Raw genomic sequence first — 14,637 nt, forward strand, 5'->3', positions numbered from 1 at the left:
TTCGAGGGTGTACACAAATTTCGAGTCCGACACAGCTCAACTGTGGGAGCGAGCTTGCTCGCGATAGCGTCAGGTCAATCGACATAGATGTTGGCTGACACTCCGTCATCGCGAGCAAGTTCGCTCCCACAATGTTCGAGGGTGTACACAGGATTCGAGTCCGACACAGCTCAACTGTGGGAGCGAGCTTGCTCGCGATAGCGTCAGGTCAATCGACATGGATGTTGGCTGACACTCCGTCATCGCGAGCAAGTTCGCTCCCACAATGTTCGAGGGTGTACACAGATTTCGAGTCCGACACAGATCAACTGTGGGAGCGAGCTTGCTCGCGATAGCGTCAGGTCAGTCGACATAGATGTTGGCTGACACTCCGTCATCGCGAGCAAGCCCGCTCCTACAGTGTTCGAGGGTGTACACAGGTTTCGAGTCCGACACAGATCAACTGTGGGAGCGAGCTTGCTCGCGATAGCGTCAGGTCAATCGACATGGATGTTGGCTGACACTCCGTCATCGCGAGCAAGCCCGCTCCCACAGGTTTTGTGTGTGCCGAGATGACGTAGTTAAACCACCCGCGCCGGATGCTGCTGGCGCGGGTCGCCGAGCATGGCGCGGTGGGACGGCGGCTGGCGGCCTTCGGCTTCGCTGATGCCGTAGCCAGGGGCAATTTCGGCGGTGATCAGGGTCTGCCCGGACAACGCCATCAACTGCGGATCATTGAGCAAGGCATGAATCACCCGCCCGTTGAATTGCGGGGTTTCGGCGTGGGCCAGAAACGCCTGGTACTGCTCGCCATGCTGTTCGCCGGCAATCTTCGTGCGTTCGGTCAGTTGCGGGCCGAGCCACAGCGACAATGCCGCCACGCCCTGCCCTTCGAAATCGATCGCCATGTCCGCCGCCAGCTTGTCGACGCCGGCCTTTTGCGCGCCGTACGCCGGGCCATGCATGTAGCACCCGGCACCGAACGACGAAGTGAAGCAAATCAGCCCTTGTGCACTTTTGAGCAACAGCGGCGCGGCATAGAAGCTGGCGATGTAGGCCGAGCGCAGGCCGACGTCGAGAATGCGCACCAGGTCCAGCGGTTTAGCCCAGAACGGCCCTGGTTCGATCAACTGGTCATGGATGAACGCGGCGTTGTTCACCAGCAGATCCAGATGCCCGCACTCATTTTCCACACGGGTAAACAGCGCCTGAACCTGCGCGTCATCGGCGTGATCACAGACCACCGCGATACCGCGCCCACCGGCGTCGGTGATCGCGGCGGCGGTGTCCTCCAGCGAGCCGCGCAAGGCATGCCCGTACAAATTCGACCCGCCCTGCGCCGGGGCGCGACCGGTGACATACACCGTCATGCCCGCCGCTCCAAGGGCCAGGGCAATGCCCTGCCCGACTCCGCGACTGGCGCCAGTCACTACGGCGATCTGTGGACGCTGGTTGTTCATTCGACACTCCCGAACAAGGTTTTCGCCGAAGCGGTTTCGCTCTGGCGCTTGATGTGATTGGCGGCCAGGTAACCGAAGGTCATGGCCGGGCCGATGGTCGAACCGGCACCCGGATAGGTGCGGCCCATCATCGAGGCGGCGCTGTTGCCGATGGCGTACAGGCCGTTGATCGGTTCGCCGTCTTCATGCAACACGCGGGCGTGCACGTCGGTCAGCAGGCCACCCTTGGTGCCGATGTCGCCGGCGTCGATGCGCACGGCGTAGAACGGCCCTTTGAGCAACGGCGCCAGGCACGGATTGGGTTGCACGTTCGGATCGCCGTAGTAGCGATCGAACAGCGATTCGCCCTTGTGGAAATCCTCGTCGACGCCCTGCACGGCCATGCCGTTGAAACGCTGCACGGTGCGCACCAGCCCGCCAGCGTCGACACCGATTTTCGTCGCCAGTTCTTCCAGGCTCGACGCCTTGTGGAAGTAATCACGCAAATGCTCGGGCAATTGCCAATCGCGCTGGGTATAGCCCGGCAACAAGGCGCCGCACGGGTATTTGCGGCGGAACTCGGCGTCGAACACCATCCAGCACGGCACGCTCGCGGCGCCTTCGCGGTTGTTGGCGTACATCGCGTAAACGATATCGGTATAGGGCGCGGCTTCGTTGACGAAACGCTCCCCCGCCGCGTTGACCATCACGCACCCCGGCAAGGTGCGTTCAACGAACAGCGCCCGCTGTTTTTCTTCGCCCTTGACGTAAGTGGTCGGCGCCCACCAGCTGTGCTCCATCAACGCGGTCCGGGCACCGATGGCCTGGCCGGCGCGAATACCGTCGCCGGTATTGTTGGGTGGCGTGGCACTCCAGTTGGCCCGGGACGGCTGCGGCAGGTACTGCTCGCGCATTTCCTGGTTACGCTCGAAACCACCGGCGGCGATGATCACCCCGTAGCGCGCCTTGACGTTGAGCAACTGACCGTTGCGATTGACCCGTGCCCCGCCGACCCGGTCGCCGACCAGCAGCAGCTCTTCGAGTGCACAATTGAGCCACAGCGACTTGCCGCGATCCTGCAACGAACAGCGCAAGGCACCGATCAAGGCATTGCCCAGGGTCAGGAAACGGTCGCGACGGGATAAACGCCGCCCCTCGCGATCACGCCAGTAGCGCCACATCACCCGCAGGGTCAGGCGCAACCAGCCGGGGCCACGGCACAGCAGCACTTGCGCCTCTTTCATGGTCATCGCCATGCGTCCCATCATCAGGGTGCCGGGGGACGGTGCGCGCATGCGCAAAAATTCTTCGCCGAGTTCGGCGGCATCGAACGGTTGCGGATCCATCGAACGATAGCCCGGTTTTCCGCCCTCGACTTCCGGGTAGTAATCGGCGTAGCGCGGTTGCGCCTCGAAGCGCACGCGGGTGTGTTGTTCCAGGTACTCGACCATCTCCCGGCCGTGTTCGACATAGGCTTCGATGCGCCCATCGTCGATCTCGCCATGGGTCACGGCGCGGATGTAGGCAATCGCTTCGGCCGCCGAATCACTGCCGCCGATGGCGTTGATCCGGTGATTGTTGGGGATCCAGATGCCGCCGCCGGACACCGCCGAGGTGCCGCCGTACTCGCCGCTCTTTTCGATCAGCAACGCATTCAGGCCCAGGTCGTGGGCGCGCAGCGCTGCGGTCATGCCCCCGGCTCCCGAGCCAATCACCAACACATCACAGCACTCGTCCCATTTGATCCCGGCAGCGTTCATGCGATCACCCTTGTTCAGCGCCCATCAGGCAGAAACCGCCACCGCCGGATCTTCGCCCGGTGCAGTCGGTCTCGGGATTGTTCGCCCCGTGCGCCGGGTGTTCATCGTCCGATAAGACTAAGGCCGGGACTGCGCCCGCCCCGTACAAATCGCTTAGTCCGCTTGGACGATGTTGCGCGCAAGTCGTGACTCCATAGTCGCCCACAGCACCAATCACTCCCCTGAAATGCAGGTCGGGCAGGTCTGACCTGGGCCATGAGGACGACATGATAAAAACAATAATCGCCCCACCAACACAGCACCCTCGCACACAGCTTGTTCTATTGATGCTGGCTGGTGGACTTAGCGCTCACGTTAACGCCATGAGCTTTCAGCCAAGCGAAGACTTGAGCATCGACTGGGACACCACACTGACCTACAGCCTCGCCTGGCGGACCGAGTCTCGCGATCACAAGCTGACCGCCAATGCCAACGGCAACGACGGCGACAACGCGTTCGACAAAGGCAGCCTGATCAACAACCGCAGCGGCTTTCTCACCGAAGCCAACATCAAGTGGCAAGACGACTACGGCGTGTTCGTCCGGGCGACGGGCTTCTACGACAACGTCTACGATCAGGACAACGACAACACCACCGGCACTTCCAACTGTTTCGCCGGCGGCCATTGCAGCAAACCCGACCGTTTCTCCCAGGACACCATCGACCAGCATCGCAATGAGTTGCGCATGCTCGACTACTACGCCTATGGCACCTGGGACGTGAGCGGCCATGCCCTCAACGCGCGCCTGGGTAATCAGGTGGTGAGCTGGGGTGAAAGTCTGTTCTATCCGGGTATTTCCGCGGCCCAGAGCCCGGTGGACGCGACCAAGGCGACCACCCCGGGCGTCGAGGTCAAGGAAATCCTGCTGCCGGTCGGCCAACTGTTCACCCAGTTCGCCCTGACCGAAAGCCTGGGTATCCAGGCCTACTACCAATACAAGTGGGAGAAAACCGAGCTGTTCGGCGTGGGTAGTTACTTCTCCACCACCGACTTCATCGACGAGGGCGGCTTCAACGACGCTTCCGGTTTCGTCACCCGCCTCAAGGACGACAAGCCGAGCGACAGCGGCCAGTACGGTGTGGCCTTCACCTACGCCGCCGAGTCGCTGAACAACACCGAGTTCGGCCTCTTCTACTCGCGCTATCACGACAAGACGCCGTCGCTGGACTTTGCGACGAACCTGGGCCGCTACCAGGTGCGCTACTTCGACAACATCGACCTGTTCGGTGCGAGTTTCGCCACGGTGCTGGGCGATGTCAGCTGGGCCGGTGAAGTCAGCTACCGAGACGGCACGCCAGTGATGGTCGACAACGGTTTCTCCAGCCCCGTGCGCGGCAAGACCATACAAGCGCAAACGTCGATGATCTACGTGCTCGGCCCGACCTCCTTCGCCGACAACACCAGCCTGACCGGCGAGCTGGTCTACAACACCGTGGTCAGCAACGACGAGTCGCAGCCAGTGACCCTGGCCCCTGGTTTCGCGCTGCCGGGCACCGACAGCCTGGTCTATGACCGCGATGCCTGGGGCTACACGGTGCAGGCGAACTTTGACTACAACGACGTCTTCAGCGGATGGGACATGTCGGTGCCTGTCACCTTCAGCGCCGCCGCCCACGGCGACAGCTCGATGGTCGGCTCGATCAACGCCGGCCAGAACGATAACCGCGCCAGCATCGGCAGTTCGTGGCGCTACTTGGGCAACTTCACCGTCGAGGCCCGCTACAACGCCTACCTCGGCAGCGCCAACAACAGCCCGTTGGCCGACCGCGACAACGTCGCGCTCAACTTCAAGTACCGGTTCTGATTCCCCTGTCGGAGGAGCACAGCATGTCCAGATTCACCCAAACATTATTGAGCACTGCGCTGACCGTCGGCCTGCTCGGCAGTGGCCTGGCCTACGCCAAGGTCAGCCCCGAAGAAGCCGCCCGCCTGGGCCAGGACCTGACCCCGATGGGCGCCGAAAAAGCCGGCAACGCCGACGGCAGCATCCCGGCCTGGTCCGGCAAATGGCGCGGCCTGCCGCCAGGACTCAAATACGCCGGCCCCGGCACGCCGTACCCGGACCCGTACGCCGCGGAAAAACCGCTGTTCGTGATCGATTCGAAGAACATGGACAAGTACGCCGACAACCTGACCGATGGCCAGAAGGCGCTGTTCAAGCGATACCCGGATACCTTCAAGATCCCGGTCTACCCGAGCCACCGCGACTTCCGCCTTGATCAGCGCCTGGAAGACCAGATCAAGAAAAACGCCGTCACTGCCGAACTCGAGAATGACAACAACGACACCAAAAACGCCTGGGGTGCCTCGCCGTTCCCGATCCCGAAGAACGGCAGCGAGTTGATGTTCAACCATACCTTGCAGGGGCGCGCCAACACTGAAGAGGCCAACTACGGCCAGGCGGTGGTGTACTCCAACAAGGAAAAGGTGCTGGAAGAGGTCAACTACAAGATCTTCTCGATCTGGTCGAGCCCGGACAAAACCCTGGAGGCCGCGAACGGTGTATCCACCCACTTCCTGCTCACCACCCTGGAACCGGTGCGCAAGAAAGGCGAGATCGTGGTCGGTCACGAGTTCATCAATCCGACCGCCTCCCCGCGCCAGGCCTGGCAATACAGCCCGGGCCAACGCCGGGTTCGTCGCGCACCGACCGTGGGTTATGACTCGCCGACCGGCGCGGGAGGTTTTCGCGTGTACGACGAAGACCGCTTGTTCAATGGTGCGCCAGACCGCTACAACTGGACCATCGTCGGTAAGAAGGAAATCTACATTCCGTACCACAACTACAAGATCGACGACCCGAGCGTAACGGCCGACCAGATCCTGGACACCACCGGCCACGTCGATCCGCAGTACATGCGCTACGAGAAACACCGCGTCTGGGTGTTGCAGGCCAACCTCAAGGAAGGTGCCCGCCACGTATACGCCAAGCGCGTGCTGTACCTGGACGAGGACACCTGGTCCGCGACCATGGCCGACAATTACGACAGCCGTGGCCAGTTGTGGCGCACCAACATGCAGACCTCGATCTACGCCTATGAGATGCAGCGCTACCACGCTCGTCTGGGCATCTACCACGACCTGATCGCCGGCTCTTACCTGGTTGACCGCATGCTGATCGATCAAAAGCCGGCCAAGCTCAACGCCACCGCCTTCACTGAAGACGAATTCACCCCTGGCAACCTGCGCAAACTCGGCACCCGCTAAACTCACCGCGCCCCGACCGAATCATTCGGTCGGGGCGTTGTGCTTTGTAAAATCCGCTGCGCCCACGGAAGACTTCACCATGAACAAACTCCTCACCGGCATCATCGCCATGGCCAGCGTTGGCCTGTCGATGCAAGCCAACGCCCTGAACATCCTGCTGACCAACGACGATGGCTGCCGCGCGCCCGGCATCGATGCGATGTACCGGGCGCTGACCGCCGCCGGGCACAAGGTCACCCTGGTCGGCCCGTTGAACGACAGCAGCGGCATCAGCGCCGCCAGCGTGGTCGTACCCGGCCAGGCCCTGGCGGTGACCGAACTGGCGCCAGGCAAATTTTGCGTCGGGCCACCGCAGGACTACACCCCGCCCGCCGGCAAGACCTCCGCCATCGGCACGCCGGTGGATGCGGTCAACGTCGGCCTCGATGTGATCCTCAAGGATTCGCCGCCGGACCTGGTGGTGTCAGGCAGCAACTTCGGCGAAAACGTCGGCCCGCTGACGCAGATGTCCGGCACCCTCAACGCCGCCGTTCGCGCGATGTTCAAGGGAATTCCGGCTGTGGCGGTGTCCACGGGTATCGATATGGACCTGATCATCCGCGACCAGCAGGCCGGCTACCGCAAGACCCTCGACGCCATGGACGACACGGCGCGCTTTGCCGTGAAGGTCATCGAACAGGCGGGCCTGGCCGGTACAGACGCCAAGCAGGCCTGTGCCAGGAACAAGCATCAGTGTGATTTGAACGTGCTCGGACTGCCGGGTGTCAGCGGCCTGAACCTCAACTACCCGCCCCTCAAACCCGATGAAGTCAAAGGCGTGCGCTTTGCGCCGATCGGCAATTGGGATCGGGTCAACTTCACCTCCCAGCGCGGCGCCGACGGCGTGGTCCACGTCAACCTGGCTCCGCCGTCGACACCTACCGAAACCCAGCAAAAGGCCGATGCCTATCAACTGTGGCAAGGCCACGCGGTGATCACCGTGATCGACGGCAACATGACCGCGCCAGATGCGATGCAGGATCAGGCGAAGAAGATATTGCGCGGGGTCAAGCCTTAAGCAAGCACGGAACGGTGTTAATCACAAAACCATTGCTCGCGATGAGACCGACACATTCAACATCGATGTCGACTGACACTCCGCCATCGCGAGCAAGCTCGCTCCCACAGGGTTAGCGGGTGTACGCAACATCTGCGGCTATCCAAAAATCATTGTGGGAGCGAGCTTGCTCGCGATGAGGCCGGCCCAGTCAACATCAAACTCGCCTGACAGTCCGCCATCGCGAGCAAGCTCGCTCCCACAGGGGTACCGGGTGTGCGCAACATCTGCGGCTATCCAAAAATCAGTGTGGGAGCGAGCTTGCTCGCGATGGTGGCTACGCGGTTACGGATCAAACCCAGATCGCATCCCACAACGGATAGTCGCCAAGCTTCTCAACCAACCCAGCCCGCAACGGGTTCGCGACAACATATCGAGCAAGCTTGACCAGGTCCTCATCCCGCCTCAACGCCCGATCGTGATAGCCCTGCTGCCATAGACTGCCTTTACGTCCGACGGACATGTTCACGGCCCGCGTACTCAATGATTTGGTTTTTTGCATCAGCTGACTGAGTGAGCACTGCTGCAACTCGATCAACCAATGAAAATGATCGGGCATGACGACCCACGCTAAAGAGTTCGCCCAGTATTGTTCCTGTGCATACTGAAATTGCTTGACGACCAGCCTGCCCAAACCGAAATCCTTGAAAACCGGTTCTCGATCCAGCGTGTTGCTCGTCAACAGGTAAACCCTGTTGGGCTCGGCATAGCGGCCGATGCGCAGACGAAATGAAGCAGGTAAATCAGGCATTCCTTTGCCCTCTCCATGGTGAATTCAGGAGCAAGGCTAGACCGGTGGATGCTTGGGCGTTGGGTCAACGTTTGACCGGATGTGACCAATCGATAGCTATCGCGAGCAAGCTCGCTCCCACAGGGTTAGTCGGTGTACGCAACATCTGCGGGTATCCAAAAACCATTGTGGGAGCAAGCTTGCTCCCACAATGGTTTTTGTGTTTGCTTCAGACTACAGGTTGAAACGGCACAAACTCCGTCACTTCCAGATCAAACCCGGACACGGCGGTGTACGGCACCGGCGAACTCATCAGGCGCATTTTGCGCACGTTCTGGTCGCGCAGGATCTGCGCGCCGATGCCCAAAGTCCGTTGCGGAAACTGTGGCGCCCGGTGCTTGCCGCCGCTGCGCTGACGCAGTTGCTCAAGCACGCCCTCGGCGGATTCCTTTTGCGCCAGCAGCACCAGCACACCGCTACCGGCCGCCGCGATACTGGCCAGCGAACGCTCCAGCGTCCACTGTTGCGGCCCGCCTTCGCTTTCACACCCCAGCACGTCACGCAACGTCTCGATGCTTTGCACCCGCACCAACACCGGTTGCGTGCTGTCGATCCGGCCCTTGACCAGCGCCAGGTGCAGCGAGCCCTGGTAGGTGTCCTGATAGGTGGTCACCTGGAACTCACCGTGGCGGGTATGCAACGGATATTCGCCGCCGCGCTCGATCGTGCCTTCATGCAGGATGCGGTAGTGAATCAGGTCGGCAATGGTGCCGATCCGCAAGCCATGACGTTGGGCGAACTCATGCAACTCGGCACCACGGGCCAGTTCGCCGTCCTCGTTGAGAATGCCCACCAGGGTTGCCGCCGGTTGCAGCCCCGCCAGACGTGTCAGGTCGCAAGCGGCCTCGACATGTCCGGCCCGCTGCATCACGCCACCGGGCAAGGCTTGCACCGGGAAGATATGCCCCGGTTGCACCAGGTCCGTCGGAACGCTGGCCGGGTCGACCGCCACCTGGATCGACCGCGCACGGTCCGCCGCCGAGATACCCGTGGACACCCCCGTGGCGGCTTCGATCGAGCGGGTAAAACCCACGCCATGTTGTGCCCGGGAGTTGGGCACCATCAGGTCCAGGCCCAGCGCGCGACAGCGCTGCTCGGTCAGGGCCAGGCAAATCAGCCCGCGTGCCTGCACCGCCATGAAAGTGACGGCTTCAGCCCCGGCCTGTTCGGCGGCCATCAGCAACGAGCCTTCGCCGTTGTGTTCGTCGTCGGTGATCACCACCATCCGACCGGCGCCGATGGCCTCGATCAGTTGCGGTACCGTATTGAAAGCCAGGCCGTTCATTTGAGTGCCCCGCGCAGGTCGGCCGCCGCATCGGACAAGGCATGTGCCGCCCCTTCCACGAACGGCGCCATGCTGATAAAACCATGGATCATGCCGTCGCAACGCTGTACGCGCACAGGCACGCCGGCCTCGCGCAGACATTCGGCCATTGCCTCGCCCTCATCGCGCAACGGGTCGAATTCGGCAGTCATCAGGGTCGTTGGCGGCAATCCCGCCAGGCTCTCGGCACGCAACGGCGAGGCCAATGGATCATCCGCCTGCCCGACGTCTTGCAGATACTGCTGCCAGAACCAGCGCATCATTGCGGCGGAAAGCAGATAGCTCTCGGCAAAGTCTTCGAAGGACTGAGAGTCGCAACCCGCATCGGTGACCGGGTAAAACAGGCACTGATAGCTGATCTTCGGCCCTTGGCGTCGTGCCGCCAACTGACTGACCGCCAGCGCCAGATTGCCCCCGGCGCTGTCTCCGGCCACAGCCAGCCGGCTGCCATCGACGCGCAGTTCAGCCGCGTGCTCGACCAGCCAGCAGGTGGCCGCATAACAATCGAGAGGCGCAGCGGGGAACTTGCTTTCCGGCGCCAGTCGGTAGGCGACCGACACCACCACCGCTTCGGTCTGGCGGGCCAGCGAGCGGCAGAGATTGTCGTGGGTATCGAGATTGCCCATGACAAACCCGCCGCCATGGAAAAACACCAGCAACGGCAGGTCGGGTTCTTCCGATGGCCGGTACAGCCGTGCGTCCAGTTCACCGTCCGCGCCGGCCACCCGCAAGTCGCGCACTTCGCTCATCGGATCGCCGGGGATGGCCGGCAGCAGGTTGTCGGAGAACTGCCGGTACTGAGCGGCATCGACCTGGCTGAAATCGGGCTCGGGGATGTCGCGAAATTGCTGGAGCACCCCAGCGATCTGCTTATCGAGCGGCATGGGCATCGTCCTCTACGTCGGCCATTTGAAACTGCGGATTGGTCTCGCCCAGGATGCTTTGTACCCGGCGCTCAAGGGCCGGCTTGAAACCCTTGTGGGGCAGGATCCAGAAGCGTTTTTGCGCGATGGCGGCGAACACTTGCGCGGCCAGTTCCGCCGGGGTCATGCCCTGGCGAATGGTGCTGTCGAGCAGTTGGCTGAAGTCGGATCCGGCGGTGTCCACCACCTGGTTCGACGCCATGATTTCACTGGCCACCGGCCCCGGGCACAGCACCGAAACCGATACCGGCGCACCGATCATGGCGAGTTCGTAATGCAGGGTTTCCGAGAGCGCGACCACCGCCTGCTTGGTCACGTTGTACGGCGCCATCAGCGGACTGCTGACCAGCCCGGCAAGAGACGCTGTGTTGATCACATGGGCTGCCCGGCCCTGACTGAGCAGCAATGGCACAAAGCTGCGAATGCCGTTGATAACGCCGTTGAGGTTGACGTCCAGCATGCGCTGCCATTGCGTCTCGGTGATCTCCCAGCTGAAGCCGGTTTGCATCACCCCGGCATTGTTGAATAGCAGGTCGACCCCGCCGAAGTGCTCGACAGCCCGGTCACGCAAGCGCTCGACCTGTTTCACATCACCGACATCGGTGGCGCAGGCAATCGCTTGCACACCGCTGGCCTTCAATTCGTCGCACAGGGCTTGCAGGCCCGCTGCATCCCGATCCGCCAGCACCAGGCGCATGCCCAGTGTCGCCGCGTGTTCGGCCAGGCCACGGCCAATACCACTGGCGGCCCCGGTAATCACCGCTACCGGCCCTTGTTCATTACTCATCGCCAACTCCTGCCATGGGTCCAATGGCGCCAGTAGAGCGGGCCTACTTAAAGCAGCCATCGTCCATTCAGACGATGCCCGCTTTTACAGGGGCGGCAGAATCCGTTACATGCGCCAACCCCGTGATCCCTTGGGAGAATAATAAGATGAGTACCCTGCACCGCATCGAAGCCAAACTGCTGGAAGACCGCTACGCCCGCGGCTGGCATTGCCTGGGCCTGGCCGCGCAATACCGCGACGGCAAGGCCCATCGCCTGGAGGTGTTCGGCACCCGTCTGGTGGCGTTCCAGGGTGAAGACGGCGAGCTGCATATTCTTGATGGCTACTGCCCGCACATGGGTGCCGACCTGAGCACCGGTTGCGTTGAAGGCAACTCGATTCGCTGCCCGTTCCACGCCTGGCGTTGGGGCGCCGATGGCGTGTGCGATGACATCCCCTACGCCAAGCGCATCCCGCCTCGGGCCAAAATCAAAAGCTGGCCGATCATGGAAGAGAACCAGTTGCTGTTCGTCTGGAATGACCCCGAAGGCAACCCCCCGCTGCCGGAACAACGCATTCCGCGCATCGACGCCTGCTACAGCGACGAATGGGCGGCGTGGGAAGTCGCTGAGCTGCAGATTGACACCAACTGCCGTGAACTGATCGACAACATCGCCGATATGGCGCACTTCGGCACCGTCCATGGCGCGCCGGTCGACGAGTTCATCAATATTTTCCAGGGCCACCTGGCCACCCAGATCATGCGCGCCCGCAGTGAGCGCCTGTCCGGCGACAGCGTGCTGACCACCGAGGCCACCTATTTCGGCCCGGCCTATCAGATCACCGAGATGAACGGTGCCATGAACGGCCAGCCGATCCACTCGATCCTGCTCAACTGCCATGTGCCGGTCGACCTCGACAGTTTCACCCTGCGCTACGGCGTGCTGGTGAAGAAGATCCCGGGCTTGAGCGAAGAGCAGAACCAGGCGATGGCCAAGGCCTACGTGGCGCAGGCGCAGGCAGCCTTCTACGAAGACGTGGCCATCTGGCACAGCAAGACCCGCGTCGATAACCCGCTGTTGTGTGACGGCGACGGTCCGGTCTATCAGTTGCGCCGTTGGTACGAGCAGTTCTACACCGACGTCGAGGCGCTGTCGGCGGACGTTGCCGAACACAAGAAGTTTGTCGTGCGCGCCAGCGAACGGGTCTGACGCCAGCGGTTTTTCGCCCGTCATGGGCCTGTTCGGCAGCCGCCGGTCAGGCCCTGAGCCCGAGCGTTGCAAGGAGTCGATACCGGCGCTTATTCTCGGCCACCGCCAACGCTAATAATAAAAACGGTTTTTCCCTATGCAGCAGAGCCTCAGCCTCGATACGTTCAGTGATTTGATCGGCAACCTCTATCAGGGTCCGCTGGAAACCATTCCCTGGGCTACTTTTCTCAATCAGCTCAATGTGCATCTGAACAGCAAGTACGTGACCTTCATCCTGCGTCCGCCCAGCGCCCACGTGGACGGCTTGATGGTCAACACCACCGGCACCTCGACCGAGGCGACCGCGTCGTACAACAAACACTTTTTCAGCCTAGATCCGTTTGTCGACCTGCCCAACCGCCAGGTGGTGACCCTCGCCGAGTTCGTCTCCAACGACGACTGGCAGAATTCCGAGTTCTACAAGAACTTCCTTGAACCGGTGGACGTGTTCCACATCCTCGGTGCCGACATCAACACCGTCGACGGCGCCCAGTGCCGCATTCGCATCAGTCGCGGGCGTGACGACAAGCCGTTCGGCAACGAAGAAAAGGCCATGCTCACGCATTTCATTGCGCACCTGGAACGTTCGATCAAGATCCACATGCAGCTCAACCGCATCGAAGCCGAACGCAATCTGTACGCCGGCGCGGTGAACCAGATGGCGGTCGGCACGATCATCCTCGATGAGGCCGGCAAGGTACTGCAGACCAACCAGGTCGCCGACCGGCTGATCCAGGAAAAGGACGGCATCAAACTGGTCAACGATGGCCTGCAGGTCGGTACGGCCCGGGACACCCAGGAGTTCCGTCGCCTGGTCAAGCAGTCGCTGCTGTCGCAAAAAAGCAGCAACCCGTCGGTGGTCGAAGCCCTGCGTGTGCAGCGGCCGTCCGGCAAAGCGGACCTGGGGATCATCGTGCGCTCGGTGCCATTGACCGACTGGAGCGAAGGCAAGCAGTGCCCGACCGTGGTGATTTTCATCAGCGACCCGGAACAACAATCCACCGCACCGCAGGAAATCGTTCGCGCGCTGTTCGACTTCACCCCGGCGGAAACCCAGCTGGCGATGTTGCTGGCCAACGGCTTGACCCTCGACGAAGCGTCGGAAGAGCTGGGCATCAGCCGCAACACCTCGCGGGCACACCTGCGCTCGACCTTCTCCAAGACCGGCGTGACCCGCCAGACCATGCTGGTGCGCCTGATCCTGCGCAGCGTGGCGACCCTCGGCTAGCCCTCATTGCCGCCCTCGTCCGCTCGGACGATGGCGGCTCCCGTTGCACAGCGCACAGTGTCTTTATCCCAAACAGGGGACTGCCCCATGCGCAACTGCCCAACCATCCTCAAGACTGAACTGCTGGCGCAAAGCGGCCACTTTCAGATCGAAGCCCTGCACCTGCAATTCAGCAACGGCCAGCAGCGGGTCTACGAACGCCTGCGCGGCACCGGCTATCGCTCGGTGATGCTGGTGGCGATGCCCGATCCGGAGCATGTGTTGTTGGTGCGCGAATACGCGGTCGGTGTGGAAAAAACCATTCTCGGCCTGCCCAAGGGCGGCGCCGAGCCCAATGAAGACTACTTGCAGGCGGCGCAGCGCGAGCTGAGCGAAGAAGTCGGAATGCGCGCCGAACGCCTCACTGAACTGGGCGAGCTGACCCTGGCACCGGGGCACTTGTGCCATCGCTACCGGGTCGTACTTGCCGAACAACTGAGTCCCTGCCAACTCGAAGGCGACGAACCCGAACCCCTGGAATGCCTGCGGGTACCGCTGGCGCAAATCCCCGAACTGGTGGCCCGCGGTGAACTCCACGAGGCCAGGGCGATTGCGGCGCTGTTCATGGCAATAGGCGCCCTCGCCCGACGAACCTGACACCACACCGGCACATCCAACATCCATGTCGCCTGATAGGCCGCTATCGCGAGCAAGCTCGCTCCCACAGGGGATCACGGCCAGGCACAGATCCCAGGGACGCCCAATAAACCTGTGGGAGCGAGCTTGAACTGGCCTAATAATTCCGGACACCTCTTAAGGGCGATATGATTTCGCCAACTTGGAGGTTCCATGAACG

The 14,637-nt window shown here is 62.0% G+C and carries 12 protein-coding genes; 6 read left to right on the plus strand and 6 right to left on the minus strand.

Going from position 1 to position 14,637, the window contains the following annotated elements; translation table 11 throughout:
* Positions 1-560: 560 nt before the first annotated feature.
* Positions 561-1,439 carry an SDR family NAD(P)-dependent oxidoreductase gene (locus AC1RS8_RS27860; protein ID WP_057714063.1) on the minus strand — a complete coding sequence of 293 codons (879 nt, stop codon included), beginning with the start codon at positions 1,437-1,439 and terminating at the stop codon, positions 561-563.
* Complete coding sequence (locus AC1RS8_RS27865) at positions 1,436-3,178, minus strand: FAD-binding protein (RefSeq protein ID WP_489338912.1); 1,743 nt, start codon at positions 3,176-3,178, stop codon at positions 1,436-1,438. Before AC1RS8_RS27865 ends, AC1RS8_RS27860 begins: the two co-directional genes overlap by 4 nt.
* A 326-nt stretch (positions 3,179-3,504) precedes the next feature.
* On the opposite strand from AC1RS8_RS27865, the gene AC1RS8_RS27870 reads away from it, so the two are divergent.
* From AC1RS8_RS27870 to surE, 3 genes are all read left to right on the plus strand, one after another.
* Positions 3,505-5,022 carry a DUF1302 domain-containing protein gene (locus tag AC1RS8_RS27870; protein WP_306345028.1) on the plus strand — a complete coding sequence of 506 codons (1,518 nt, stop codon included), beginning with the start codon at positions 3,505-3,507 and terminating at the stop codon, positions 5,020-5,022.
* A 23-nt stretch (positions 5,023-5,045) separates the two neighbouring features.
* Positions 5,046-6,425, plus strand: coding sequence for a DUF1329 domain-containing protein (locus AC1RS8_RS27875; RefSeq protein WP_057714060.1), 1,380 nt, complete (start codon positions 5,046-5,048; stop codon positions 6,423-6,425).
* A 79-nt stretch (positions 6,426-6,504) separates the two neighbouring features.
* Positions 6,505-7,482: a 5'/3'-nucleotidase SurE gene (gene surE / locus AC1RS8_RS27880; protein ID WP_489338913.1), complete on the plus strand. Its 978-nt coding sequence runs from the start codon at positions 6,505-6,507 to the stop codon at positions 7,480-7,482.
* Positions 7,483-7,813: 331 nt separating this feature from the next.
* On the opposite strand, the gene AC1RS8_RS27885 is transcribed toward surE, so the two are convergent.
* From AC1RS8_RS27885 to AC1RS8_RS27900, 4 genes are all read right to left on the minus strand, one after another.
* Complete coding sequence (locus AC1RS8_RS27885; RefSeq protein WP_057714058.1) at positions 7,814-8,272, minus strand: REP-associated tyrosine transposase; 459 nt, start codon at positions 8,270-8,272, stop codon at positions 7,814-7,816.
* 208 nt (positions 8,273-8,480) lie between these two features.
* Complete coding sequence (locus tag AC1RS8_RS27890) at positions 8,481-9,596, minus strand: 3,4-dihydroxy-2-butanone-4-phosphate synthase (RefSeq protein WP_090456751.1); 1,116 nt, start codon at positions 9,594-9,596, stop codon at positions 8,481-8,483.
* A complete protein-coding gene (lipP1, locus tag AC1RS8_RS27895; RefSeq protein WP_223531817.1) occupies positions 9,593-10,519 on the minus strand; it encodes a LipP1 family hormone-sensitive lipase in 927 nt (308 codons plus the stop codon). Before lipP1 ends, AC1RS8_RS27890 begins: the two co-directional genes overlap by 4 nt.
* A complete protein-coding gene (locus tag AC1RS8_RS27900; RefSeq protein ID WP_489338914.1) occupies positions 10,506-11,345 on the minus strand; it encodes an SDR family NAD(P)-dependent oxidoreductase in 840 nt (279 codons plus the stop codon). Before AC1RS8_RS27900 ends, lipP1 begins: the two co-directional genes overlap by 14 nt.
* A gap of 146 nt (positions 11,346-11,491) precedes the next feature.
* Here AC1RS8_RS27900 and AC1RS8_RS27905 point away from each other — a divergent pair, with 146 nt between their 5' ends.
* The 3 genes from AC1RS8_RS27905 to nudE all read left to right on the plus strand — a co-directional run bounded on the left by AC1RS8_RS27905 (position 11,492) and on the right by nudE (position 14,438).
* Positions 11,492-12,535, plus strand: a complete 1,044-nt coding sequence (locus tag AC1RS8_RS27905; RefSeq protein WP_057714054.1) for a 3-ketosteroid-9-alpha-monooxygenase, oxygenase component — start codon at positions 11,492-11,494, stop codon at positions 12,533-12,535.
* Positions 12,536-12,671: 136 nt separating this feature from the next.
* Positions 12,672-13,802: a helix-turn-helix transcriptional regulator gene (locus AC1RS8_RS27910; protein WP_057714053.1), complete on the plus strand. Its 1,131-nt coding sequence runs from the start codon at positions 12,672-12,674 to the stop codon at positions 13,800-13,802.
* Between the two features lie 87 nt (positions 13,803-13,889).
* Complete coding sequence (nudE, locus tag AC1RS8_RS27915; protein ID WP_057714052.1) at positions 13,890-14,438, plus strand: ADP compounds hydrolase NudE; 549 nt, start codon at positions 13,890-13,892, stop codon at positions 14,436-14,438.
* Positions 14,439-14,637: the final 199 nt, after the last annotated feature.

The organism is Pseudomonas sp. GW821-FHT12A04, from assembly GCF_058807755.1.

Excerpts from the sequence above, each read along its gene's own strand:
- AC1RS8_RS27860 (WP_057714063.1), bottom strand. The coding sequence starts at position 1,439 with ATGAACAACCAGCGTCCACAGATCGCCGTAGTGACTGGCGCCAGTCGC.
- AC1RS8_RS27865 (WP_489338912.1), bottom strand. The coding sequence starts at position 3,178 with ATGAACGCTGCCGGGATCAAATGGGACGAGTGCTGTGATGTGTTGGTG.
- AC1RS8_RS27870 (WP_306345028.1), top strand. The coding sequence starts at position 3,505 with ATGCTGGCTGGTGGACTTAGCGCTCACGTTAACGCCATGAGCTTTCAG.
- AC1RS8_RS27875 (WP_057714060.1), top strand. The coding sequence starts at position 5,046 with ATGTCCAGATTCACCCAAACATTATTGAGCACTGCGCTGACCGTCGGC.
- surE (WP_489338913.1), top strand. The coding sequence starts at position 6,505 with ATGAACAAACTCCTCACCGGCATCATCGCCATGGCCAGCGTTGGCCTG.
- AC1RS8_RS27885 (WP_057714058.1), bottom strand. The coding sequence starts at position 8,272 with ATGCCTGATTTACCTGCTTCATTTCGTCTGCGCATCGGCCGCTATGCC.
- AC1RS8_RS27890 (WP_090456751.1), bottom strand. The coding sequence starts at position 9,596 with ATGAACGGCCTGGCTTTCAATACGGTACCGCAACTGATCGAGGCCATC.
- lipP1 (WP_223531817.1), bottom strand. The coding sequence starts at position 10,519 with ATGCCGCTCGATAAGCAGATCGCTGGGGTGCTCCAGCAATTTCGCGAC.
- AC1RS8_RS27900 (WP_489338914.1), bottom strand. The coding sequence starts at position 11,345 with ATGAGTAATGAACAAGGGCCGGTAGCGGTGATTACCGGGGCCGCCAGT.
- AC1RS8_RS27905 (WP_057714054.1), top strand. The coding sequence starts at position 11,492 with ATGAGTACCCTGCACCGCATCGAAGCCAAACTGCTGGAAGACCGCTAC.
- AC1RS8_RS27910 (WP_057714053.1), top strand. The coding sequence starts at position 12,672 with ATGCAGCAGAGCCTCAGCCTCGATACGTTCAGTGATTTGATCGGCAAC.
- nudE (WP_057714052.1), top strand. The coding sequence starts at position 13,890 with ATGCGCAACTGCCCAACCATCCTCAAGACTGAACTGCTGGCGCAAAGC.